This window comes from Pseudalkalibacillus decolorationis (genome assembly GCF_024609785.1).
Classification (GTDB): Bacteria; Bacillota; Bacilli; order Bacillales; family Fictibacillaceae; genus Pseudalkalibacillus; species Pseudalkalibacillus decolorationis.
Genome location: NZ_JANHJQ010000013.1, coordinates 19,704 through 44,433, shown reverse-complemented (window position 1 = coordinate 44,433; position 24,730 = coordinate 19,704). Strand labels below are relative to the sequence as shown.

Here is a 24,730-nt window from a genome sequence, read left to right as displayed (position 1 = left end):
AATCCTCCTATTGTGCAATTGTTTTCTCATTTTGGGTGGTCGTTCCTTCATCAACAAAGGATCTTTCCTCTTCTAATATTCGAAGGGCTTCTTCCTTCGAAATCTTTTGAGCAGGAGTTAATAAACTAACAATAACATTGGCTAGTAACGCAACTATAACAGATGGAATAATAGGATTTCCCCAAAAAGTTAGCAGACTTTCGTTTTGTAAGATGACAAAAGATGTAGCTGAGCCTCCAATTAAACTGGCAATCCCCCCTTGCCAATTGGTACGCCCCCAAAACTTTCCTAATAAAGCTGCCACAAATAATCCTGACATAACTGTTGAAATAAAATTCGATATATAGGTTATGATGTTGTTTGTAAATAAGGTGAAAAACATTGCTAATAATAAGGTTACAACTAATGAATACCTGGACAACAGTACTGTTTTGTCCTTTTTGGGTACACTGCCAGTGACCAACTGATAGATATCACGCAATAAAATGGCTACTGCTGCAATAAAATCTGAGCTTCCAGAAGACATTGTAGCACTGAGCCCCGCTATCAAAATAATGGCTCCTAACCACAATGGAAAAACTTCGGTTGCCAAATAAGGGAATGCATATCCTGATTCAAGTTCAGGGTTTAATATATAGGCTGACATACCTGCAATTGCTGGGAATAGAGAGAAGACCGCAAATAATATTCCGGTAAACCAAAAACCCTTTTTGATCGTATTTACATCCTTACTAGAGTAAATGCGATGTCTATAAGAAGGAGTAGCTAATACTCCAACAGCTATTACTACAGCCAAAGATAGAGCTGGGATAAATCCTAACTTCTCCAAGCCCAGGAATGAACCCATTTCCGGAGTGACTTGTTTACTTATTTCATCAAATCCACCAATCGTTACTACAGAGAGTACTGTTAGTAATACAAAACCTAAAAATAATATCACTCCTTGGATAACATCTGTGTATACAACAGCAAGGTATCCCCCAATTAAGGTATATACAGCAAAACCTAGCGCAACAATAATCTTTGACAAAATAGGATCAATACCTGTAATCCAAGTTAAGTATAAACTTCCTCCTAAAATATGAGCTCCTAGCCATCCAATACATGCGATATATAGAATGATAGAAGTTAAACCCTTAACCAATTTATTAGCACCGTAATAGAAACTAAGTTCTTCAGAAAAGGTCATAAAATTATATTTTCTCACATCTGCAAACAAAATGAGTAAAAGGATTATCCCGACTGAACCTCCAATCCCATAAAGTGCTCCAGCCCAACCATTACCAAACCCAAATCCTACTGCTCCCATACTTGATCCGGTTCCAACTAATGTCGCTAAGGTGGTTCCAATTAACAATGGTGTTGACAAGCCCCGACCGCCCATTAAGAAATCTTCTCCGCTTTTAACTTTTCTACTTACCAAGACACCTACACCAACCATTGCAATAAGAAAACCGAAAAACACCGAAAGATAAACGATTTGTTCTTTTTCCATTTGTAAGCCTCCTTCATAATTTTTTATTCAGAAAGTGCCTTCACACGGTTTATGAATTCTACTAATTTGTTATCTGATAAAGATGTAAGTGAAGAGCCGATCCCTAATGCCGTGGCCCCTTTATCGAGGAATTCATTGGCATTATCCTCGTTAATTCCCCCTGTAGCCATAAAAGAGGTATTTGAAAAAGGACCTTTTAAGTTTTCAATATACTCTGGCCCCAACGTGGATGCTGGGAATATTTTTATTAAATCAGCGCCATTTTCATGGGCTGTAGATATTTCTGTTGGCGTAAAAGCACCAGGGATACTATATAACCCATGCTCTTTTGTAGCTTTTATAACCTCCACATCAACATGCGGGGAAATTATAAATTCAGCACCCAAATCTTTAACTTTTACTACATCTTCAGCTTTCATAACCGTTCCTGCTCCAAGAAAAAGATCTTTACCGTACCTCTTTTTTAATTCTAAGATCGAATTGAAAGCTGATTGACTATCTAATGTAATTTCCATAATATTTAAACCCTGTTCCATAAGCAGGTCAACTTTGCGTAACAATTCTTCATACGGTACCTTTCTAAAAATCACAACAATTTTATCTTTCTTTAACCTTTCTATCGTAAACATTGATTCACCCCTACCTTTGTACATCACTCTTATTTTTATCAAAACCTATAATTTCTTCTCTAAATGGTAGTCCCTCACAATCACCATGGACCATTGTCACCATTGATCCGATCAAATTTCCTCTTTTCACAGAATCAAATAAGGTAAGTCCGTCTAGTAGCCCAGAAATAAAGCCAGTGGCAAAACCATCGCCTGCACCAACTGGATCTTTCACATGTTCATTTGGGTAACCGCTTACAACTATACCCTCATAGTTTGTATAGTATGTCGCTCCCGCTGATCCATTTTTCACAACGATAGCTTCAACTCCAAAGTCTAATATTTCAGTGATAATATCCTCAATATCTCTATTTGGAAACAGTAAGTTTAATTCATCAGCTCCCGGGAGAAAATAGTTTGACATTTTTATTAACTCTTTTAAAATTGGCTTGAAATCTATATTTCCCCACAACTTCTGACGAATGTTAGGATCAAATATAATCTTTACATTGTGTTTTTTGGCCAATTGTGTAGCATATAAGATTGTTTCATGACAACTCTTGCTTAATGCAGGGGTAATCCCTGTAATATGAAGAAACTTTGACATTGCTATCTCTTTCTCACTGATGTCGCTAGGCTTCAAAAGGCTAGCTGCAGAGTGTTTCCGATAATAATAAATAGATGTTTGATTAAAACCTCCAGTTTGTTTGAAGTAAACACCCGTAGAGGAATAAGAATCGAACTTCACTTGCCCTACATGAACACCCTCCCCACGAATAAAAGAATACAAATAACGCCCAAAAGGGTCATCACCTAATCTACTAATCCAAGATACAGAATGCCCTAGTTTACTTAGCCCTATGGCTACATTAGATTCGGCACCACCTACTCTTTTCTTGAAATTTTCTGTGTATTGTAGTAAGCCATTTTCATTAGGTTCAAATAAGACCATAGATTCCCCTAATGTTATAACATCCATATAAAAACCACCTTTGTTCCATAATACGGAACAATGTTCCGCATCTAATATAAGTATAGATTAAAGTTTTTAAAATATTTAGTCAATAACATTTCGAAATTTTCTATAAACTTTATTTTATTTAATCATTCTTTTTCGTTGAAAAAATCATAAAAAACCACAAAAAAGAAGAGTCAAAAAAACCTGACTCTCCCCGGTCTTGATATTTTTTTATTTGTAAATCCGTCGTATGATTTCATTGGTTACTTCTGTGGTTGTCGATTCTCCTTTTAAGTCTTGTGTTTTAAATCCTCTTGCAAGAACCTCTTCGATCACCTGCATCAATTTTTCAGCTGCATCAACTTCCCCTAGATGCTCGAGCATCATTTTTCCTGTCCAGATTTGCCCGATTGGATTAGCAATACCCTTGCCTACTATGTCTGGAGCGGAGCCGTGAACCGGTTCAAACATAGAAGGATACTTTCCGTTTAAATTAATGTTTCCTGCCGGTGCGACACCGATACTACCCATAACCGCCGCTCCGAGATCGCTGAGAATATCCCCGAACAAGTTACTCGCGACGATGACATCAAAGGATTCAGGTTTTGTTACGAAAAACGCGGACAGCGCATCGATATGATTCGATTCTGTCTGGAGTTCCGGATATTCTTCCGCTAATGTATTAAATGTCTTATCCCAAAACGGCATCGAGTGAACGATTCCGTTTGATTTTGTCGCACTCGTTACTTTTTTATTTCTATTTAGAGCTAGTTCAAAGGCAAATCGCATCGCCCGTTCTGTCGCTTTTCGAGTGAACACTGCGTTTTGTATTGCGATTTCATCTTCATCGCGGTGAATGGTACCCCCGACCTCACTGTACTCCCCTTCACTGTTCTCTCTGACAATGATAAAATCAAAATCTTTGGGATCACGAAGCGGAGACTGGATTCCTTTCAGTTGCTTGGCAGGTCTTACATTGATGACCTGTTCAAACTCCCTGCGGATTTTGATTAGAAGACCCCATAATGAAATATGATCAGGGACAAGATTCGGATTTCCAACAGCACCTAAGAAAACAGCATCGTGCTGTGATAATAGTTCAATTCCATCTTCAGGCATCATTTTTCCATGATCTAGATAATATTCACAACTCCACGGATAGTGGCTATATTCGAACTGAAAACCACCATGTGTTTCAGCAAGTGCATCCAACACCTCAAGTGCCCCTGGCATAATTTCAGGTCCGATCCCATCACCAGGTATCACACCAATTTTATATGTTTTCATTACTCTCACTCCTATGTAAGCAAGAAATCGAGCAATTTAGCTTGATTTCTCATTTTAGCTATTTCAAATAAGTACAATCTTTAAATATCTTTATATTTTAATTCTACATCTTTATTATCTTCATATTTTATTACTCTTGCAATTTCTGCCTTCATATGTTGGTCTGAATACTCTTTACCATACTTAGAGGCCGACACTTTATAAAGGACAATACCTAGAGCGACCCATACAAAAACGATTACCCACTCATAAGGCCAAACAAGTGCTGATGGCATCCCTGGCATATAAAGCACAGTTATTCCCAACGCCATGATAACTGCAGCCCATCCCAGTTTCGTACCACCTCGAAGACGAAAAGGACGTACCATGTGTGGATCCTTTTTACGTAAGATAATAAAGGAAATCGCTACCATTAACCATGATACAACTAATCCAAGTCCACCAGAATCAACTAACCATACTAGGGCAGGTCGACCGAGTAACGGTGCAATCGTAGAGAATACACCAATCAACAGAATCGCTTTATGGGGCGTATTATACTTAGGATGTAACTCCCCTAATGCTTTTGGCAACATTCCTGCTTTAGCAAGTGCATAGATTGCGCGACTTCCTCCCACATAAAAGCCAATCCAGCTCGTCAAAATTCCTCCAATACCACCTAGAAGAAGTATATTCGCCATCAGACGACTACCTCCAAAAGCCTTCGCCATTGCATCAGCCGTTACAAGACCTGATCTACTCATTTCATCTGGGGTCATTATTCGTGACACACCAAAAACAACGGCAATATACCAAACGACAGCAAAAACGACGGATAATATCAGTAATTGGCCAATTCTTTTTTGTGGTAAATTAATTTCTTCAGATGCCTGTGGAATGACATCGAATCCTACAAACATAAATGGAGTCATAATGACCACTGTTAACAGTCCAGCAATTCCTTTTTCAAATAATGGTTGCATATTTTGAGCATTGCCTGAAATCGTACTACCAGTGATCAACAAAACACCTGCAATAATGATTAAGAGGGTAAGAATAAACGTAATCGAGGTAGTAAGCTTGATTCCACGATAATTAATCCAAGTAATGAGGATAGAGCCCAATATCCCAACACCGGCCCAGGTTAGCGTAACATCCCAGCCCGCAATCGTATATAAATAGCCCTGACTATAATTCGGAATTAAATATTCAAAAACAGTCGGAAGGGCAACTGCCTCAAAGGCTACCACAGATACATAACCAAGAATAATCGCCCAGGTTGTTATAAATGAGGCACCCCTTCCCATTGCCTTGTAACTATAGGCATGCTCCCCTCCAGCAAGTGGAAGGGCTGAAGCCAACTCCGCATATGTAAGCCCGACAAGTATAACTAATAAACCACCGATTGCAAAAGCAAGAATAGCCCCCAATGAACCTGCACCTGTTATCCATAAACCAGTTGTTACTACCCACCCCCAGCCAATCATCGCTCCAAAGGCAAGTGCTAGAACATCCTTTTTTCCTAAAATTTTTAATAATTTCGGATCGTTCATGTATTCCCCTCCAATTAAACGATTTTGTTTTGTTTAAAATTGAATGAATACTGATTTACTTCGTATTGCTAACCGGCAATTTTTTGATTCCACCTCCCCTTGTATAAAAAACCCGAATGGATTTATTGAAATCCAACAAACCATTCCTTTAACGCGTCAAACTTTCTGATTAATCAAAAAGTTCGATAATAGAAATGAATATCCTCCTTTTTTAAAACATTAAGAAAATGATCCTGGTAGATTCATACTAGTTCAAAACAAAGGGTGACCCTTAAATCAGGCCACCCCTCTTAATCTATTTCATTGTCCTAATTGAAGTCTTCCATTATAAGCAGCTTCATACACTGCTCGTGTTGATTCGAGTGTAAAGGTTTTTGGACTTCTCGCGAGGATACGCTTCTGTTCAATGCCATTTGCAGCGAGTTGATCCAGATCACTTTCCTTGATTCCGTATTCCTTGATCGTGCTTGGAAGGCCAACATCCTTGACGAGATCCTGAAGTCCTACTACAACCGATATTGCTAGCTCTCTGTCACTTCTTCCTTCTGTCGGTAATCCAAACTCATGAGCGAGCGTCACCATCTTCGGTAAGCACGACGGCCAAATGTGATCAAATACATAAGGTAGTAACACAGCGTTTGCCTCCCCATGCGGGATTTTAAACAATCCGCCGAGCGGGTAAGCGAGCGCATGGACACCTGCAACACCCGCATTGTAAAAGCTAAGTCCAGCAATCACACTACCCCATGCCATTTCCCTACGAGCCTCTTTATTCGATCCGTGCCACACTGCTGTACGTAGGTTCCTTGTAATTTTACGAATCGCCTCAAGCGCCAGGGTATCCGTCAAGTCTGTCGCGTTGACTGAGACGTAAGCTTCGACTGCATGCGTCAGTGCATCGACTCCACTAGCTGCGGTAACCCGTGAAGGGAGAGTATACGTAAGCTCCGGATCGACAATCGCCACATCCGCAAGCAAGTATTCATGCGTGATGACATCCTTTGTGTCTTCTAATGAAAACACGGCAATGTCGGTTACTTCTGCCCCTGTACCTGCTGTTGTCGGAATCAGTATTTTCGGAAGTCCACGATCCGCTAACGTTTTTGTCCCAGTCAAATTCAAATACTCTGCAACTGAGCCTTCATTTTTCGCTAAAACCGATGCGGCTTTCGTAATATCGAGACAGCTACCGCCCCCCATTCCGATCACGAGGTCGGCCCTAAATTCACGTACTGCAGCAACCGCTCTATCACCGACTTCAAGTGGCGGCTCCGGTTTGATTTCTGTATAAAGTGAGTACTCGACACCTTCTTGCTGTAATACCTCTTCAACCCCCTTGGAAAGGCCTACTTCCACAACAACTGGATCGGCAAAAATCATCACTTTTTTCGCATGAAAGGAATGGACAACCTCAGCAACCTTCTGGACGGATCCTTCTCCAGTAACTAGTTTTAAGGGTGAAACGAATGAATGCATGGTATCTCTCTCCTCCTATTTAATCTATCTGTTCGTTCAACCGGTTAACTCTCGATCTTTTTGCTTCGGTACGACAGGAGTCGCTACTTTCGTATACACAAACATCGTCGTCATGCCTATCAATACCCCAAGACCTGCTGCTCCGAACGGGTTTGTAAAATTAAGTCCGAATGGCAGGTACACGAACCAATATGTTAACGTTCCGGCAAGCAGTGAAATGATAGCGCCTTTTTTCGTTGCGCGCTTCCATAGCCCACCGACAATTAATGGACCCGCTGTAGCAGAAACGATTCCACCGATTCCGATCCACATGAACACCGCTAAGAACTTCGGTGGTGACCACGCGAACAGGATACCTGCAGCAATAACGACAAACGTTGAGTAACGGCTGATTAAGAGCTCGTTTCGCTCCGCCTTCTCTTTTGAAATGTTGATTCGCGGCACGATTGTTTTACGATACAAGTCATTTGCAAGCAACTGTGTCAATGATACGATCAATCCATCTGATGTTGACATAACTGCTGATAATACCGCTACCGCAAAAAACGCTGCAACAATCGGTGGGAAGATTTGACTGAACAGAATCGGAATAACCTGGTCAGGTGAGATATTTGCACCTGGGTCGACAACTGCGATTCCAAGCATTCCACCAAGTGCCATAAGTGGTAAAATCGTCGCGATGATCGTACACCACATAATCAGTTTTTTCATATCCTTGTTCGAACGAACGGCCATGAACTTGTTTCCTAAGTGTGGCAAAACACTGAATGGTAAGTGGGCAACAAACAGCAAGGCAATCAGCCAGAATGCGCCGTACGTTTTGTCACCTGGTAGAAGAAGCTGATCAAATGCACCAGCAGGGTTCCGATCCTTAATAATCTGAACCATATCTCCAAAGTTTCCATCAACCCCAACACTAAAGACGAAACAAATTAAGACAGCAATGGCGGTTATCACCATCAAGAACCCTTGAACGGCATCTGTCATGATGTCCGAGTGCGAACCACCCATGAATACATAAACAGCCAGGACGATTCCTGTAATGAATAAGCCAGTTTCATAACTAATTCCCATCATCGTTTGGAACATCGTCGCAGCCGCAACAAACTGGGATACGACATAAAAGATTAATAGAATCGAAATGACCGTAAGAACAATTCGTAAAAATTCACTGTTAAAACGGTCACCTAAAAACTCAGGGATCGTCCGTGTTCCGAATTCATCGCCGTAATGCTTGATCGCTTTTGCGACGAATAGCATTCCGAAAACAGTTGCGATCGGATACAAGAGCGGGTACCAGAGGCTCGGTGTCCCAAGACTGTAAGCGAGACCCGGCATCCCCATAAAGGTGGAACCACTCGAGATCCCTGCCCCAATAACGAGCGCAATCGTGAACGGTCCGTAACTCGAACGTGCTGTTGCGAAATCATCTGAGTTCTTCGTTTTCTTCATTCCAAGATAGCCGAACCAGACCATCGCTATCAAAAAGATCGACATAAATATCCATGAATACGTTACAATTGCATTTTCCATTCTCTACACCCCTTTACTCCTGATCTTCATCTAGTATTCTTGTTTTGAAGATAATAAGCGCCATAACTCCCCATGTCCCTAGAATAAGAGTGGCCATTATATATAGAAATGTCATGAACAAACTCCCCTTCTTTGTAAGAAATTTTTTATTTCAGGATAACGGTCTACCTTATCAGTCGAACGTGAAATTGATTCATAGAGTACAAGCTGAGGCTTCTTCTTCACCTCCTCCAAGTAAATCTCGTAAGGTAAAAACACCTGATACGAATCAACTCGTTTGATACCCGGAACACTCCAGGACCGGACTTTGTGCACATAATGCCGTCGTAAAAATTCCTGTCCTTCCTCTGCCGCATGATCATTCGTCCATTTCGTAGAGAGAATGATTTCTGGATCAATCTCAGCGTCTTCCATTTCAAGACGTTGATCAAGAAACGTCGTCTCCCCTTTTACGAGATTCGTCATCAGAAACCTGCGATCGGTTTTCTTTCGTCCGATAAAAGGCTTATATTCAACCGTCCATTCTGAAAATAAATATGGATAGTAGAGTAATAGTTCTCTTGGATGTTTCGCTGCACGATCCTGTAGTGGTATCGCTTTCATATTCATCACCTCTTTTAAAAGCGGTAGTTTAAGCTGATCATCTTGAGCCGGGTCATTTCTCTGATAGCGTACTTGACGCCTTCATGACCATAACCGGAAGATTTCACACCGCCATATGGCATATGATCAAAACGTGTTGTCGGAATGTCATTGACAAGCACCTGTCCAACATCAAGTCCATGTGCCATCGCGAGTGCCTGTTGTAGATTGTTTGTGAAAACCCCTGCGTTGAGACCGAAATCACTGTCGTTCATCAAGTTAAGCGCCTCCTCATCGTCCTTTACCGGTTGTAAGATTACAACTGGGCCGAAAACTTCCTGACAGGACACTTTGTCCGTCGATCTAATGTCGGTTAAAACGGTTAGGAGAATGCCATTTGCCTTTGCTTCCCCACCTGTTAAAAGTGTTGCTCCGCTTTCGACGGCTTCGTTGATCCATTTAAGGATCCGTTGCTGCGATTTCTTGTTGATCAAGCTTGTCACCATCGTGTCGTCATCAAGCGGATCACCGAACGGTACTTTTTTCGTTTTTGAAACAAGCGATTGTTTGAAATCCTCGAATACTGATTCATGTACGTAAATCCGCTGGGTACTAATACAAACCTGCCCGTTATAAACAAATGCCCCGGTGACTGCTTTTGAAGCAATATCCTCAAGTGAATCTTTCGATGACTCATCGACATAAAGTGCTGAGTTGCTTCCAAGCTCGAGTGTCACCCGCTTCAGTCCTGCCTGGCTTTTGATTAGCTTTCCAACTTGTGGGCTGCCCGTGAATGAAATCTTTTGAACGCGTGAATCGTCAAGCAACACCCTCCCAAGCTTCGGTCCATCTCCAGGGATTACGTTGAAAGCCCCATCCGGTAACCCTGCTTTTATAAAAAGCTCTGCTAATTTCAAACTCGATAACGGTGTTTGTTCCGCTGGCTTCACGATGATTGTGTTCCCTGCGGCAAGTGCCGGACCGACCTTGTGAACGACTAGATTGAGCGGAAAGTTGAATGGCGTGATCGCTCCAACAATACCAATCGGTTCATGGATCGTGTACGCATCACGTCCTTCACCGCCTTTTGCTGCATCAAGTGGAATGTATTCCCCACCGATGTGCTTGGCTTCGTCAGCAGAAAACCGTAACGTTTGTACAGACCGATCGACTTCACCTCTTGCAGCAGTGATCGGTTTACACGCTTCAAGAGCGATTGTCCTTGCGAAGTCTTCCTTCACTTCCTCCAGTAAATCCGCAACCCGATTCAAAATCCCAGCTCGGTCTGCCGAGGAGAGCGCTTTCATTTCACCGAAAGCTTTATAAGCACTGTCAACCGCCTGTTGCATCTCACTTTCTGTAGCATCCGCCACCTGGGCGACTACCTCTTCTGTATGCGGTTGAATCACTGCATACGTATTCGTAGGTGTAACTTCCATACCTTCAATGAATAAGCCTTTTACCATATGATTTCTCCTCCACACACTTGAATACGTATTCAAATAATCTGAAAAAAGAGAGAGCCTTTAAAGCTCCTTCGTTGTTTTTCGAACAAACACTTTCGGTTCAACTGTAATGTTGATCTCTTCCTCTTTTTTCTCCGAATTCATTAAGTCCATCAAATGTTCAATCGCAAGCTGGCCAAGGTTTTTTGGTCCATCATGCCCAACCGTGGTCAGTTGAAAGCTGTGATGGGAACTCCACTCAATGTTATCCATCCCAATCAGACTGATATCATCTGGGACTGAATATCCTTTCTCATGCAAATAATCGAGAATAAAGATCGCAATCGAATCCGTTGCAGCAAAAATCGCAGTCGGTCGCTGTTTACGAGCAAGCATTGATTCTATCGCCCGATGAACTTCAACACGTGTCGTATCGTTCACCTGAATAAAATGTTCGGGTATCTGTATTCCTTGTTCAGTTACTGCATCAAGATACCCTTTGTGCCTACCATGAAAAGTGGATGTTTTAAGATCTCCACCAATCCAGGCAATATCCCGATGACCCAATTTGAGGAGATGCTCTGCCGCAAGCCTACCAGCAGCGATATTATCAATCTCCACATAATGCCCACCACTTTGGTGCTTTCGGTTGAACATTACAAAATGAACATCCAGCTTTTTAAGCTCTTCATAAATCGGATCCTTATAAAAGATCGACGATAAAATCAACCCATCAAATTGATGGCTTAGCACATCTTTATAGAGCGACATGTTATCTCCAAAGTTTTCAAAGTGAACATTCGTGTGATACCCATGCTGCTTTGCAGAGTTCACTATTGAGGTCGTCGTCTCTACAAAGAACGGATTATGAAGTGGTCCTGATATCAACGCGATTGACTTCGTTTTCTTGTTCACCAAGGAACGCGCAACCGAGTTCGGACGATAATTCAACTCTTCCATCGCATGGAGAACACTTTCACGGGCAATTTTACTCACTTTTAATGGATCGTTCATCACTCTGGATACCGTAGACTGGGACACACCAGCACGCTTTGCTACATCTTTTGACGAAACCATGACTGCATTACTCCTATGAATACGTATTCACAACTCTTTGTTATCACATTAATAAAAAAACAACCCAATGTCAACAATTTTCTGATAATTAAATTAGCCTAACCTCTACACTTGTAAGTTGTTAGTAAAAAAGCCTTATTAGTTTTAGATGAGGCCTTAAAGTGTTTTAGTTTATTAATATTTGTCTGTAAAACTAATAACTTGATCTCCAAATCGGCGCAATTGTTCCGAATCAAAGATTTCGTCGAATTCTAATTTCTTCACACCATATTGTATTTTTAAACGTCTCTCTAATATCCCGTCCTTAAACCAACTAACATCTTTGATCGTCTGATAACGATACTTTTGCTGGAAATCAATATGGTCTGCTATAAACCAAACCCTCTTATTGGTTGCAATCAGGTACCCCTTTATTTCTTTCCTACTTGATTTATCAAACTCACAATGTACAAATGTTAGCCCGAATTCTTCAGCTTCAAATACATTTTTTATAACCTTTTCAAAAAAGTGTTTGTTTCGTTTCAATTCATTGAATTCATACTCTGTATAACTTAGCTTATTTATATCGACTACTTTAGAAAGGACCGATAAGACTTCTTTTCTTTCCTCATTTTTCTTTTCTTCACGCTTCTTTTGGAGCTGTGCTTCCCTTTCTTGGGTTTCTACTTTTTTAAGATCCCTTTTTTCTTTTTGTGCTGTCCGGTAAGTAGCTACTTTTTCCTTAATAACTGTCGTATCTTCCTTTTTAGTTAATAGCTTTACAAATGCATCCTCAACTTTATAACAAACATTTTGATAAATACCCATCTATATCCCCCCTAAATAACCATTTTTTTAGCTACATAAAACCTGCGTCCAAGCCAACCAGCTAGAAGCACACCAAACCCAACAGTTGTTTGAACAGTTTCTTCACGTTCCTTTTCTTCGTACACTTTTGCACCTAAGTCATAATGATGATTAAAAATTTCTTCTGAAGCAATATACTTTTCAGGTATCTCTAGTTCCTTTCCGGATAATCCCATGTTGTATGCCATTTCCTGTATCTTGATTACTTCTTTATTAGATTCAAATCCTTCTTTATACCAATTAATGTAATTTTCCTTATTGAAGTTCGGTTTCTTATATTTAAGAATGGTAAACGCAGCTTGGTACCCTTTGTCAAAATACGATTGCTTTAATTCTTTTTGTCCCTTTTCATAACCCTCTTGATATGCTTTTAAATAATCTTCTTCTACATCTTTTAATGCATCCTTTACATCATCTTTTCCATTTTTATACCCCATCGCCTTATACTCTTCTTTTTTTGCCTTAACTTTTTCATTTATTGCACGTTTAAAACCTGATTCGAAGGCTGATTTTAAAATGTTGTTCTCATTGTATTTTGATGGTACCTTTAGTTCATCTGTCTCTTTGCCTATAGCATAGCCTTCTTCAACAGCTTGTTTTTTTTCAGCTTCAATTTTTTCATGTCCTTCTTCATAACCTTTTATGTAGTTGGTTCCATATCCCTTTTTATAGGCTTCAGAACCCTTTGAGGGAGTTGAGTTCTTCTCCTTTTCCATATATCCATCCTGAAGGCCTTTCGCATAACCATCTTCCTTGCCCTGTGCTTTATCTTTTGCTGCATTTTGTTCAGCAATTTGTTCAGGGCTCCCGTTTATCTGTGATGTGTCATAACCATTTGGAGGTTCACATGGTATTCCATCATCTACTTTGTTTCCAAAGCCGTCTAAACGTTCAGGGTCATTAGTCTTTGAATATCCTTTTGAATTCCAGTAATTAACGACTTCCTCATAACTTGAGAAATCACTGCAATCTTTGTCTGATGATTGTGTTGTCGTTGTTCCTAGTGTTCCTCCTGAAGAGGTATCCCCACCACCATTATGGTAATGATATCCTGTACATAGGCCTTTTGCTTGTGATTTTGCTGAACAATTATGCCCTCCACGGCTGTCTGTTCTACCGGAGTGAGCTTCTGCAATATCAGAAATTGAAAATATTAGAAAAAAAGCGAATAGTAATAACAATTTCCTCATGTTACATCTCCTTCTATTTATTTACTGTAGTACCATCTTACTATAATATTTATTGCATGAATACAACTTTTATATATAAATCTTTAGGTAAATACTATTTGTTTAATTTAAATATATGAACGATTATTACTATTTTTAACATAGAAAAACCCAAAAGCTAAATTCTCTCGGGCAATACGGTGCTATAGTTCTATTAAATTTTGTATAAGCATCTTGGACTTCGTTAAACCGTTTTAAACCTAAACAGCTAATAGGTGGCCTCGGTATTGTTCCGGGGTCATCTTTTTTAATCCCCATTGGTATCGGGATGAAGTATTATATTCACATATACTTTCTTTCGTAATTCTTCAACGGTTCTACTTCTTTGAGATAAACCCAAAAAATCCCGAATAATGGACTTTTTTAAATTGTCCATTATTCGGGATATAGTTTTGAAGCTTTTTTTATTATTCTACTTTTCGTAAAACATCTTGTTCATGCTCTTGATTTGCTTCTTTTTCAGCCTTTCCTTTTTTCATACGACCTATTAAAAGAACCGCCAAAACTACAATTAATTCAAAGCCATATTTGATGAATCCATTTTCAAAAAAGCTTTTTAAAAATGGCTCTGAGACAATCATTTTAGCAGCCGTCCATGCTAAAACAGCAGATCCGATTGTAATGATGGCAGGGAATCGATCCACCCATTTCAAAATGAGTGTGCTTCCAAACATAACCACTGGAACAGAAATTAACAATCCCAAAATGACTAATAGAAAATTACCATGGGAAGCCCCTGCAATCGCTAATACATTGTCTAACCCCATAAGAGCGTCAGCAATAATAACAGTTCGAATAGCAGCCCAGAAATTACCTGCCGCTTTTACATCATGATCCTTGTCATCGATAAGAAGTTTATACGCTATAACAACTAATAATAAACCTCCTACTAACAGCAATCCAGGTATATTAAGCAGCCAAACAACCGCTAATGTAGCCGCTACCCTTATGATAATTGCTCCTAGAGTTCCCCATAAGATAACTTTTTTCTGTTGTGTTTTTGGTAGGTTTCTTGCCGCAAGTCCAATCAGGATCGCATTATCCCCCGCAAGAACCAAGTCAATGACAACGATAGATAAAAGTGCAGTAAAAAATTCAGCGCTAAGTAATTCCATGTAATCTCTCCCATCTATTTTTTATAACAATCTTACCTTTTCCTATCAAAATCAAGATTGCTTAAATACTCGTCGATCAAGTTCTGTAAAAGCTTATTTTTAAGCTTGAAGCAGTATCTTGCAATCCCTCTGAAAAACAAAAATGGCCTTTACCATTTTATTTTGGTAAGGCCATAAATAAAGACCTCTACCCGTTTCGGTAAAGGTCTTGCTAACAACGTAATAGTTGCCAACAAAGCCGAGAGTTTTAAAACTCTGGAATGACGACTTTGCTGTAAAAGCTACTCCCCTTTAGGAGAATGATTATTATTTTATTAATTATAGAATACCGTCATAGAGCATGTCTTGTCAATAATTATTTGAGATTTAAACTGCAAATAGGTTGTTTTCATAAGTTAATAAGAATCCTAAGAATCTAAATAATCCCTTGCATCCTCAATATAATATCCGCAACGACCGCAGATCCTAAATACGAACCAAGTAATACACACATTCCAACAATAATCGTTTTCCAGCCCAGTTTCGTAAATAAATCCCATGACCGACCGATTGAAATTCCCGCGTAAGCTAGAATCGGTGTCGCGATCGCTAAAAGATTAACATCAGTAGTCCAGGCAACAATTTGCTCGGAACCAGGAACACCTGGAATCGTAAGGATGAACGCAAGAATACCGATATAGGCAATACTTGGGATTTTTTTATAAGGAACCAGCTGATGAATAATCAAGCCTGCTAAACTGATCAGAGTCAATGTGATGATACCGGGAAGTGCATCAAACGGCATAACACTATATCCAATCCAATTTCCTATAAGTACCATGAAGCCAATAATGATAAAAAGCAAAACCCATTCTTTAACACTTTTCAGCATTGTTACGACACCACCCTCGAGCTCTTTTCAGAATCTTGATCTTTTTTCCTTGTCATCACTTGATAAAGTTTTTCCGTTACTGGCAATCCTATTAAAATACTTGCGTATAATCCTGTTACTGATGTTAGGAGATTACTCGCTCCAGAAAATGCTGTTATTGTCTCAGCCTTATCCGGAAAGGCAGCAACAAGCGGTCCTAAAGATGCAGCCGTCATACTTCCACTTCCTATCCCTGTCGCCATTGCAAAAGCATACGGATGAATTGGTGTGATGGTGGCCAAAAATCCTGAAGCAAGTCCCATGAAAATGGAGCCGAATACGGTACCAAATATATAGATGGCCATGACACCACGACCCTCCGGAGAAGATAAACCATATTTATCCGTAATTAATGCCAAGTTCGGCTCTCTCCCTATGGAGTGCGTCATTCCAATACTTTCACGTTTCAGCCCCAGATATACTGCAACCGGAAGTGCTAAGAATATAGTACCTAAATTCCCTATTTCCTGAAACACCAAGGCCCAACCTGCTTCAATTAATTGTGGTAAAGCCGGACCTGCTTGTACACCAAATTTCGCAATAAGCAATGTCACTGAAATAAAGACAAGCGGCTCTGCATTGATGGATTGCTTTTCCTTTACGAGTGGTGTGAAAAATAATCCAATCCCGATTATGACAGCATAAAGCATTGGCAATAACAAAATAACGCCGGGACCTACTTGTATTTCATGTATACCAATAAATTCAGTTACGATGACAATTGCAAATACAAGTACGTGCAGTCGCCAGTCTTTCCACATATTAAGTGCTTGTACAGCCATTCTTCTCTGCCCCCTTCGTTTAAAACAGGAGCCCTGTGAAAAGGGCTCCTTAAAAGCATACTAACCAACTACATTAAACGATGAATTTGCATGTTCTTTCATATATTGTAATGAAGCCTTCCCAAGAACTTTCGCAGCATGTAACAATGCACGCTCATCGATATCAAATTTCGGATGATGATGCGGATATGTTTTTTCCCATTCAGGATTTTTCGCACCGGTAAAGAAAAATGTTCCTTTTACGTGCTGCAAGTAATAAGAAAAGTCTTCTCCACCCATGATCTGTGGTGTCTCATTAACCGATTCAATACCTGGTACACCTTTTGCAATCTCCGCGACAAATTCTGTTTCTTCCTTGTGATTCACCAAAGTTGGATAGCCGCGCATATACGTATATTCATAACCGGCACCAGACATTTGGCAAGTCCCTTGTACGATTCTTTCAATTTCTTTTTCTATGAAACTGCGTGTCTCTTCTTTAAAAGTACGAACCGTTCCTGTTAATTCGGCGGTATCCGCAATAACATTGTAAGGATTTTTGGCTTCAAAATTACAAACCGATACAACAGCTAAGTCCAGTGGGTCAATTCTTCTGCTGACAATTTGCTGTAAATTGCTGATGAGCTGTCCACCGATGACAATGCTGTCTTTCGTATCTTGTGGATATGCTCCATGTCCGCCTTCACCTTGAATTTTAATATCAAAACGGTCTGGTGCGGCTTGAAGTGCACCGGTTCGGTAGCCAATTTCACCTAGCGGCATTTGTGCTTGTAAATGGGTGCCGAATATGACATCAACATCGTCCAGACAGCCATCCTCAATCATCGAAACAGCACCACCCGGTGGCAGCTCTTCAGCATGCTGATGAAGGAAAACAATCGTCCCTTCTATATCAGATTTCATTCCGTTCAACACTTTTGCTAGTCCTAATAAAGTTGCTGTATGGCCATCATGACCACAGGCATGCATGACGCCATCATTGGCTGATTTAAATGGGACGTCGGTTTGCTCCTGAATCGGAAGTGCATCGAAATCTGCACGTAAAGCAACTGTCGGCCCAGGCTTTTCACCTTTCAAATAAGCTAAAACACCATTTCCTCCGACATTGGTGCGAACCTCGTGACCTAATTTCGTATGATATTCAGCGATATATGCTGCCGTTTTTTCTTCCTTAAAAGAGAGCTCAGGATATTGATGAAGATAGCGACGTATTTCTACCATCTCATCATAGACAGCATCCAATTTACGATATAACTGTTCCACTTTTCGACACTCCTTTTTATAATCTTAAGACTTATATTATTATAAATATTCAGACAAAACCATAGAAAATTTTGGATTTTTCGAAATATTTGATACGCTTAAAAAGCAACATAGAAAAATGTTCTTGTATTATTGCCTTACCACCACATCTTCCAATTCGGCAAATACTTCATAGATTGCTGATGAATCGAGGTTACCTTTCCCTTGGTAATGGGCCAAATGAAAGAGCTGGTGGACAGACTGACTCGAAAAAGTAGATATTTGATGCTCCTCAGCCAATTTTCGATATAAGTGAATGTCCTTTTTCATATTAGCTAGTGAAAACTTGATATTTTCAAAGGTTTGATCCACTATATTTCCACCAAAAACATCCATTACACGTGTATGTGCCGATCCCTTTTGTAAAATCGAGGCAAGCTTTTCTTTCGATACACCGGCTTTCTCACCGGTCAGAAACGCTTCACTTAACAAGGTGATTATCCCGCCAACAACCATATTGTGACAAAGCTTCACCGTTTGTCCGGCACCACTTGTACCAACATATTTGATGTGCTCGCCTACCGCTTGAAGAATAGGCAAAATAGAAGGGAACGCTTCCTCATTGCCCCCTACCATAATTGATAATGTCCCTTTTTCTGCACCATCAGGTCCACCGCTTAACGGACAATCAAAAAATTCAATACCATTTGTCTGGGCTTTATCATGCAATTCCCTTGTCACATGAACATCATTTGTACTCATATCCAAAATAAAGGCCTCATTTTTCATTGAATGTATGATTCCGGTTTCCTCATCCACCACAATTTTCTTTATCAATTCAGGCGAAGGCAGGGATAGAATCATAACATCCACCTTCGCAGCCATCACTTCTGTTCGATCCGAAGCAATGGATCCTTCCTTTACCAAATTCTCCACAGCTTTTTGATTAATATCATAGACATATACTTCATAGTTATTTTTTAATAGATTCTTTGCGATTCCGTTTCCCATCAATCCACAACCAATAACACCCACTTTTTTCATAAATAAGGTCCCCTTTAGGCTTTGATATAAACCGTTTTATAATCCGTCCAAAAATCCATTGCAGTTGATCCTTGTTCACGCGGTCCCAAACTGGAAGCTTTTTTCCCACCAAAAGGATATTGATTTTCAAAATAGTTAGAGGGTATATTAACATGTGTCACACCAGATTGAATATTCCGTACAAAATGCATGGCTTTCTTCAGATCGTTTGTATAAATGCTGGAAGATAAACCAAACTCACTGTCATTAGCGACTTCCAAAGCCTCTTCATATGAATCTACTTCAATGACAGCAATCACCGGAGCAAAAATCTCTTCGCTGAATATGGTATGGTGCTTCGTCACATTACTAAATACCGTTGGTGCAACAAAATAGCCTCTATCCCTGCCATTATCGACTAATCGCTTGCCACCGAACTCTAATGTTGCACCTTCCTTAATGGAAACTTCAACATAATGCAAATACGTATTCAGCTGGTGCTCATCGATAACCGGACCATTATCTACGTTATCCTCAAAGCCATCTCCAACCACGAGCGACTCCGCTCGTGCAACCAGTTTTTCAGTCACCTTTTTGGCAATGGACTTTGGTACAATAAGGCGACTGGTTCCCGTACAGCGCTGGCCATTGTCCAAAAATCCGCTTATAACCAAATTTTCGATTACTTCATCGATATCCGCATCTTCTAGAATAATGGACGGGTTTTTCCCTCCCATTTCTGCCTGCATCCTTCCCCCTCGATTCGTCACTGATTTCCCTAAAGCAACTCCTACATCCGTCGATCCTGTAAAAGATACCGCTTTTATCTTTGGATGATTTCCAATCGCCTTACCAATGACACTCCCTGAACCCGTTACCATGCTTATCACACCTGCTGGTACACCGGCCTGCTCGAATAATTCAATAATTTTCACACTGATTAACGAGGTATTGCTTGCAGGCTTGAAGACAACCGTATTTCCCGCGACGATTGCTGGTGCTATTTTCCAAATGCCAATTCCGAGCGGGAAGTTATAAGGCGCAATCACGCCAACTACACCCAAAGGTTCCCTTACTGTATATGCAAAAATTTCACTGTCATGAGACGGTACAGTTTCACCGGTCAACCGTGTAGCTTCACCACTGAATTGTTTCATGGCTTCTATCGTTTTCCGTACTTCTCCTCGTGCATCATGATACGTCTTTCCAACTTCTTTCGTAATCAAAGCCGCCAATTCTTCTCCTTGTTCCTCCAAAAGCTGGATTAAACGGAACAATACCTCCCCGCGCTTTGGTGCTGCAGTTCCCGACCATGCCGAAAAAGCATTTTCGCCGGCAGAAATAGCTGATTCAACATCCTCCTTATTCGAGGCTTGAAAAAACCCAAGAATTTCTTCTGTATTAGCCGGGTTAATACTTGAATAAAGTTCTCCAGTTACCGAAGATACCCAGTTGCCATTAATATAATTGAAATATGTCCCTGCCATCTAATTTACCTCCTTCAAAGTGTTCTAATTATTATAATACTTGGAATCTTATAAATAAATGGACAAGCGACAAAATTAAACATTAGAGAAGAGTTTTGTGTCTTTGAATACGATAAAGTGTTTATTCAAATTATTGTAGAATGATCTTCCATTAATAGGTCACTTTTTGTAATAAAAGGTGGATTTTTAAATTAGTGTCTATTCGTAAAAATATTATCGACTTCTTCGAATTTAAAAAGGAAATCATTATCGACATATAGAAAAAGTAATGAGTAACCTTTTAGGAATGACTAAAGGGTAGCATAATATTCTCTTAAACTGGTTCTGATATCAGATGTTGTGGTACCAAGAGAGTAATAGTTTCAAATGTATTACAGTTGTTATTTTAAAAAATTATTTTTAGGTACATAGTATGGCTTAAATTTTTCAGGAGGTCCAAAATGAGAAAAATATTGCCAGGGTCGATTTTATCTTACAATCAGTATGGTTATTTAAAAGTGGCAAAAACGATTAAAAGCAAGTGTCCTAAATGCGGTAAATCAGGAGAATTTACGTTAAAAGCAAACTTTTACCAGGTTAGAAAAACAGGAGTATTCGCAGAGGGGCACTGTTCTGAATGTAAAAAACCATCAGTATTTGTAATCATGATTAATGATTATTCCGATCAAAAAAACCAAGAACAAGAAGCAGAAGTTTATATTTATGATCCTTCGGCTTCAAGAAATCGTTTGGATCAGATTGAGCAAAATAAAAATATGCCCAGAGATCTTATCAGGTCATATCGCTCTGCCTTAAATGTTAGTCAGTCAAAAGATAATTCGGCTACTGCAGTAATGTCAAAGCGAGTACTCGAAAGTGTTTTAAAAAATTACCTTGGGGAGACAATTAAAGATAAGTCTCTTTCCCAGCAATTCGATCAATTGCCGAAACATATTGATTTAACTACGCCTATTCAATCCCTTAGCCACCTTGTACATCCGGACAGTCCTTTTTATGAGATGCTGGAATTAGAACGGGAAATTGATGATGAAACAGCCGTGTTATTAATGAAATTATTAGAAGGACTTATCGAATATTTATTTGTACTACCTGAAGTTATCCGATCTGTTCAGGATGAGATCGAGAAAAAACTTAATTAGCAAAGGTTGAAGACTTCAAACAACCGAACACGTTTCTTAAGATATGCCAAGGCCCAATTATACGATCTGTGTTCAAAATAAAAAGGCATCTTTATTCATGTTTCATCGAACCAGTAATCTGTTCGAACTTCCTGAGAGTACGTATAACCTGCTAGAAGGTGTGAACAATAATACCTTATAAAATCCCCAAAAAATCGGATATAAAAAAGAGCAAACCGACTGGCTTACATCGATTGAGTAAAACGATACGATGAAACCAGTCGGTATAATTGAATGTATGCCTCCCCAAGGAACGAGCATTTGGGAAGTTCCGGAATTGGACCAAAAGGTGGACTTTCTGTGGACCTTTTAGAAAATATTTAAATCCCATTCTCTCGCTATATGCTTTAACAACTTAACTCCTGCTGCGCTATTTCCATACTCGTCGATAGCAGGTCCATATATACCAATTCCGCAACCATCAGGAAAAGGGATATCAAGGGATTTAGCACGGAGAGGAACAGATGCCATAATCCCTCCAGATACCCCACTCTTGGCAGGGACGCCAACAAAAGCTGCGAATTTACCAGATGAATTGTACATTCCACAAGTTAACATTAGGGCTTTAGTCAACTTCGAAACCTCTTTAGAAATGATTTGTTCTTTGCGGATCGGATGGTAACCATTATTGGCAAGCATTAATCCGATTAAGGCAATATCCTCCGTATTGACTTTTAAAGAACATTGCTTGAAGTAAACCTCTAAGACTTCCTCTACTTCACATTCTAGAAAACCTGTCTCTTTTAAATAATGAGCTAAAGCTCGATTTCGATGTGCGGTTCCCCATTCGGATTCGTACACTTCCTGATTGATTGCAAGGCGTCTCCCCACCACTTTTTCTATGAAGGTGCTAAGGTATTCAAATTTATCCTGCGGTGATTCCCCTGGAAGGATGGAAGCAACGGTAATCGCCCCGGCATTAATTAACGGATTAAATGGTCTTCCCGGCTTATGCATTTCCAACCGAATAATGGAATTAAAGGCATCGCCTGTCGGTTCCACATCTACCCGTTCCAATACTTGAGGAATCCCACATGCTGAAGAGACGGCTAAAAAACTAATGACTTTTGATATACTTTGCAAGGTAAAAGAAACATTCCAATCTCCTGATTTAATAGTCGTTCCATCAGGACCTATCATAAAAATACCTAATTGCGACGGGTCCGTTTTTCCTAAAGCAGGAATATAGTTGGCGCATTGGCCATCCTTGGCATAAGTCCGAAAATGCTCTACCCATTCCTTTAAAGATTCCTGAAACGTCTGTTTCTTCGATGCTGTTCCCTTACTTAAACTCATTAATCCTTGTACCATATGCATCCCCCTTCCTACAATGTATAATAACTAAAGGACGTCATTCGTTTCCTGTAGAAAACGTAAAATCTTTCCTTACGATGATATCTTTTTATTATATTTAGGTCCTTTTAGGGACAATGTCTTCATTATCATTTTATGGGATAAAACCGCTTTTTACAATTCCTTTTTTTAAAAATTTTAAAGAAAACTTGGCAATGCCGAGCCTTTGGCGCAGGCTGAGCCTTAGTTGCCCTTATACTATAGAAAGTATTTTTATACTTTCTTAACGTGCAATAAAAAAAGCACCCAAATGATGGATGCTTATTTCAATCGATAAATTGTACTTGGTCTTCCCCGGGAAGAATGGGCTTCCTCTCCAATACGCTCCGCTAAATCAGCCGCGCACAATTCAGTTAAAATACGGCGTGTATGGCGTTCCGTCATATTCAAATGTGTCGCCAAATCCTTTGTCGTAAAATCACTCCAGCCCATTCTACGGGTTAAAGCATCGATTTTATTATACGTCTTTATGCCAACATTGCCTTTTTTGATCTTTTCCATAACCTCTTTATCTTCCGTACGGTAGGCATAGGTTAATTCCTTCTCCTGCCCTACTGACTCTACAATCGTACCATCTTCCTGGACGATCACAATTCCGCGTTGATCCTTCTCTTTCGATTGTTGAATCGCTCGACGAGCATTCGTTTCTGCTAAAAGGACCGTCTTTCCAAATCCAATTCCTACTGCAACAGTTGTCTCTGCTTCAACGGACAAGTAGCGGACTGTTTCTTGCAACATCCGAATCTCTTGTTCAATTACTCCTCTAGAACTGAAAATCACATACCGTCCATTCCCTTTCTCCGAGAGAGAGCCGTCTAACTTTTCACAGAGCTGAAGCAATGTTTCTTTCAGCTTAAGTTCTAAATACTGCAAATGGTATGAGGACTTTGCTTTTTCTATAAACTTATCAAAATGTTCAATTTCGATAATTTCGACACCGATTTGTGTATCTTTAAAGTAAGACGTCCTGACCTTTTCGTCAAATATTCGAAGCGATTGGAGAATTTCCATTCGGCTTGGCGATATCCAATACGTTGGAACTTCAGCTTTTTTCAGATCCTCGAAGACAGATGGAAAACAAGTGAAAACTCCTTCCGTCTTTCCATTTTCCCATAAATCGAAATGAAATTGAAAGAGTTCCTTAGGGTCAATATCGACATCAAACGTCCTCAAGTAAAGTTCCCGCGGCGCTGTTTCTAACTGCTGTAAAGCCTCTTCTACTGTATTCGTTGACGAAGGTATATCAATACTCACCCGTTCTAATAACTTCCCTTTGGAATAGATCATATCCAGGAAACATTTATACAGGCTGGATTCGGTAAGCCAAATATGCTCTAGGTTTTCATCCGAGCCCAATGTATCTTTGGCAATCTCATACGGGATCGGGCCGGAAAGAAGCCAGGAATCAATTTGATCATTACATTCTAAGATTATTCGTTTTGTCTCTTTTGGGTCTTTATAGGGGAAAGGGATGAATTCCATCCCCTGTTCAAATTCTTTAGCCATACTCAAAATCCGTTCAACAGATCGTTCTGGACCGACTACTCCGATCTTAAACATAACGTTCACCTG

General features: G+C 39.9%; 20 protein-coding genes and 1 pseudogene. 1 reads left to right on the top strand and 20 read right to left on the bottom strand.

The window, feature by feature from the left end:
• Positions 1 to 7 precede the first annotated feature (7 nt).
• From NON16_RS13735 to NON16_RS13645, 18 genes and pseudogenes are all read right to left on the bottom strand, one after another.
• Positions 8 to 1,495, bottom strand: coding sequence for a sodium:solute symporter family protein (locus tag NON16_RS13735; RefSeq protein ID WP_257349810.1), 1,488 nt, complete (start codon positions 1,493 to 1,495; stop codon positions 8 to 10).
• Positions 1,496 to 1,518: 23 nt separating this feature from the next.
• Entirely contained in the window at positions 1,519 to 2,124 is a 606-nt protein-coding gene (locus tag NON16_RS13730) for a bifunctional 4-hydroxy-2-oxoglutarate aldolase/2-dehydro-3-deoxy-phosphogluconate aldolase (protein WP_257349809.1), read from the bottom strand.
• A 10-nt stretch (positions 2,125 to 2,134) separates the two neighbouring features.
• Positions 2,135 to 3,082 carry a sugar kinase gene (locus tag NON16_RS13725; protein WP_257349808.1) on the bottom strand — a complete coding sequence of 316 codons (948 nt, stop codon included), beginning with the start codon at positions 3,080 to 3,082 and terminating at the stop codon, positions 2,135 to 2,137.
• A 210-nt stretch (positions 3,083 to 3,292) separates the two neighbouring features.
• Entirely contained in the window at positions 3,293 to 4,348 is a 1,056-nt protein-coding gene (locus NON16_RS13720) for a tartrate dehydrogenase (RefSeq protein ID WP_257349807.1), read from the bottom strand.
• Between the two features lie 80 nt (positions 4,349 to 4,428).
• Positions 4,429 to 5,880, bottom strand: a complete 1,452-nt coding sequence (locus NON16_RS13715; protein ID WP_257349806.1) for an APC family permease — start codon at positions 5,878 to 5,880, stop codon at positions 4,429 to 4,431.
• 300 nt (positions 5,881 to 6,180) lie between these two features.
• On the bottom strand, positions 6,181 to 7,356 hold the full coding sequence (locus tag NON16_RS13710) for an iron-containing alcohol dehydrogenase (protein ID WP_257349804.1): 1,176 nt from the start codon (positions 7,354 to 7,356) through the stop codon (positions 6,181 to 6,183).
• A gap of 36 nt (positions 7,357 to 7,392) precedes the next feature.
• Positions 7,393 to 8,889, bottom strand: coding sequence for a sodium:solute symporter family protein (locus NON16_RS13705; RefSeq protein ID WP_257349803.1), 1,497 nt, complete (start codon positions 8,887 to 8,889; stop codon positions 7,393 to 7,395).
• 111 nt (positions 8,890 to 9,000) lie between these two features.
• A complete protein-coding gene (locus tag NON16_RS13700; protein WP_257349802.1) occupies positions 9,001 to 9,492 on the bottom strand; it encodes a hypothetical protein in 492 nt (163 codons plus the stop codon).
• A 14-nt stretch (positions 9,493 to 9,506) separates the two neighbouring features.
• Positions 9,507 to 10,937 (bottom strand): aldehyde dehydrogenase family protein, encoded by a 1,431-nt coding sequence (locus tag NON16_RS13695; RefSeq protein ID WP_257349801.1) that lies wholly within the window; start codon positions 10,935 to 10,937, stop codon positions 9,507 to 9,509.
• Between the two features lie 60 nt (positions 10,938 to 10,997).
• Positions 10,998 to 11,993 carry a LacI family DNA-binding transcriptional regulator gene (locus tag NON16_RS13690; RefSeq protein ID WP_257349800.1) on the bottom strand — a complete coding sequence of 332 codons (996 nt, stop codon included), beginning with the start codon at positions 11,991 to 11,993 and terminating at the stop codon, positions 10,998 to 11,000.
• Between the two features lie 174 nt (positions 11,994 to 12,167).
• Positions 12,168 to 12,800 carry a hypothetical protein gene (locus NON16_RS13685; protein ID WP_257349798.1) on the bottom strand — a complete coding sequence of 211 codons (633 nt, stop codon included), beginning with the start codon at positions 12,798 to 12,800 and terminating at the stop codon, positions 12,168 to 12,170.
• Positions 12,801 to 12,811: 11 nt separating this feature from the next.
• Entirely contained in the window at positions 12,812 to 14,029 is a 1,218-nt protein-coding gene (locus NON16_RS13680; protein ID WP_257349797.1) for a YHYH domain-containing protein, read from the bottom strand.
• A gap of 446 nt (positions 14,030 to 14,475) precedes the next feature.
• Complete coding sequence (locus NON16_RS13675; protein ID WP_257349796.1) at positions 14,476 to 15,183, bottom strand: TerC family protein; 708 nt, start codon at positions 15,181 to 15,183, stop codon at positions 14,476 to 14,478.
• Between the two features lie 415 nt (positions 15,184 to 15,598).
• Positions 15,599 to 16,054, bottom strand: coding sequence for a hypothetical protein (locus NON16_RS13670; RefSeq protein WP_257349794.1), 456 nt, complete (start codon positions 16,052 to 16,054; stop codon positions 15,599 to 15,601).
• A gap of 2 nt (positions 16,055 to 16,056) precedes the next feature.
• Positions 16,057 to 16,875, bottom strand: coding sequence for a DUF3100 domain-containing protein (locus NON16_RS13665; protein WP_257349793.1), 819 nt, complete (start codon positions 16,873 to 16,875; stop codon positions 16,057 to 16,059).
• Between the two features lie 60 nt (positions 16,876 to 16,935).
• Entirely contained in the window at positions 16,936 to 18,138 is a 1,203-nt protein-coding gene (locus NON16_RS13660) for a M20 family metallopeptidase (RefSeq protein ID WP_308216612.1), read from the bottom strand.
• Positions 18,139 to 18,267: 129 nt separating this feature from the next.
• Positions 18,268 to 19,164 (bottom strand): annotated as a pseudogene (locus NON16_RS25670) (NAD(P)-dependent oxidoreductase); the annotation flags it as partial.
• 11 nt (positions 19,165 to 19,175) lie between these two features.
• Entirely contained in the window at positions 19,176 to 20,627 is a 1,452-nt protein-coding gene (locus NON16_RS13645) for an aldehyde dehydrogenase family protein (RefSeq protein WP_257349792.1), read from the bottom strand.
• A gap of 440 nt (positions 20,628 to 21,067) precedes the next feature.
• Between NON16_RS13645 and NON16_RS13640 the strand changes: the two genes are divergently transcribed.
• A complete protein-coding gene (locus NON16_RS13640) occupies positions 21,068 to 21,766 on the top strand; it encodes a hypothetical protein (protein ID WP_257349790.1) in 699 nt (232 codons plus the stop codon).
• A 348-nt stretch (positions 21,767 to 22,114) separates the two neighbouring features.
• On the opposite strand, the gene NON16_RS13635 is transcribed toward NON16_RS13640, so the two are convergent.
• Together NON16_RS13635 and NON16_RS13630 are read right to left on the bottom strand one after the other, a co-directional pair.
• Positions 22,115 to 23,101: a glutaminase gene (locus NON16_RS13635; protein WP_257349984.1), complete on the bottom strand. Its 987-nt coding sequence runs from the start codon at positions 23,099 to 23,101 to the stop codon at positions 22,115 to 22,117.
• 318 nt (positions 23,102 to 23,419) lie between these two features.
• Complete coding sequence (locus NON16_RS13630; RefSeq protein WP_257349789.1) at positions 23,420 to 24,718, bottom strand: helix-turn-helix domain-containing protein; 1,299 nt, start codon at positions 24,716 to 24,718, stop codon at positions 23,420 to 23,422.
• Between the last annotated feature and the right edge of the window lie 12 nt (positions 24,719 to 24,730).

Coding starts and splice junctions, on each gene's coding strand:
- NON16_RS13735 (WP_257349810.1), bottom strand. CDS start 1,495: ATGGAAAAAGAACAAATCGTTTATCTTTCGGTGTTTTTCGGTTTTCTT.
- NON16_RS13730 (WP_257349809.1), bottom strand. CDS start 2,124: ATGTTTACGATAGAAAGGTTAAAGAAAGATAAAATTGTTGTGATTTTT.
- NON16_RS13725 (WP_257349808.1), bottom strand. CDS start 3,082: ATGGATGTTATAACATTAGGGGAATCTATGGTCTTATTTGAACCTAAT.
- NON16_RS13720 (WP_257349807.1), bottom strand. CDS start 4,348: ATGAAAACATATAAAATTGGTGTGATACCTGGTGATGGGATCGGACCT.
- NON16_RS13715 (WP_257349806.1), bottom strand. CDS start 5,880: ATGAACGATCCGAAATTATTAAAAATTTTAGGAAAAAAGGATGTTCTA.
- NON16_RS13710 (WP_257349804.1), bottom strand. CDS start 7,356: ATGCATTCATTCGTTTCACCCTTAAAACTAGTTACTGGAGAAGGATCC.
- NON16_RS13705 (WP_257349803.1), bottom strand. CDS start 8,889: ATGGAAAATGCAATTGTAACGTATTCATGGATATTTATGTCGATCTTT.
- NON16_RS13700 (WP_257349802.1), bottom strand. CDS start 9,492: ATGAAAGCGATACCACTACAGGATCGTGCAGCGAAACATCCAAGAGAA.
- NON16_RS13695 (WP_257349801.1), bottom strand. CDS start 10,937: ATGGTAAAAGGCTTATTCATTGAAGGTATGGAAGTTACACCTACGAAT.
- NON16_RS13690 (WP_257349800.1), bottom strand. CDS start 11,993: ATGGTTTCGTCAAAAGATGTAGCAAAGCGTGCTGGTGTGTCCCAGTCT.
- NON16_RS13685 (WP_257349798.1), bottom strand. CDS start 12,800: ATGGGTATTTATCAAAATGTTTGTTATAAAGTTGAGGATGCATTTGTA.
- NON16_RS13680 (WP_257349797.1), bottom strand. CDS start 14,029: ATGAGGAAATTGTTATTACTATTCGCTTTTTTTCTAATATTTTCAATT.
- NON16_RS13675 (WP_257349796.1), bottom strand. CDS start 15,183: ATGGAATTACTTAGCGCTGAATTTTTTACTGCACTTTTATCTATCGTT.
- NON16_RS13670 (WP_257349794.1), bottom strand. CDS start 16,054: ATGCTGAAAAGTGTTAAAGAATGGGTTTTGCTTTTTATCATTATTGGC.
- NON16_RS13665 (WP_257349793.1), bottom strand. CDS start 16,875: ATGGCTGTACAAGCACTTAATATGTGGAAAGACTGGCGACTGCACGTA.
- NON16_RS13645 (WP_257349792.1), bottom strand. CDS start 20,627: ATGGCAGGGACATATTTCAATTATATTAATGGCAACTGGGTATCTTCG.
- NON16_RS13640 (WP_257349790.1), top strand. CDS start 21,068: ATGAGAAAAATATTGCCAGGGTCGATTTTATCTTACAATCAGTATGGT.
- NON16_RS13635 (WP_257349984.1), bottom strand. CDS start 23,101: ATGAGTTTAAGTAAGGGAACAGCATCGAAGAAACAGACGTTTCAGGAA.
- NON16_RS13630 (WP_257349789.1), bottom strand. CDS start 24,718: ATGTTTAAGATCGGAGTAGTCGGTCCAGAACGATCTGTTGAACGGATT.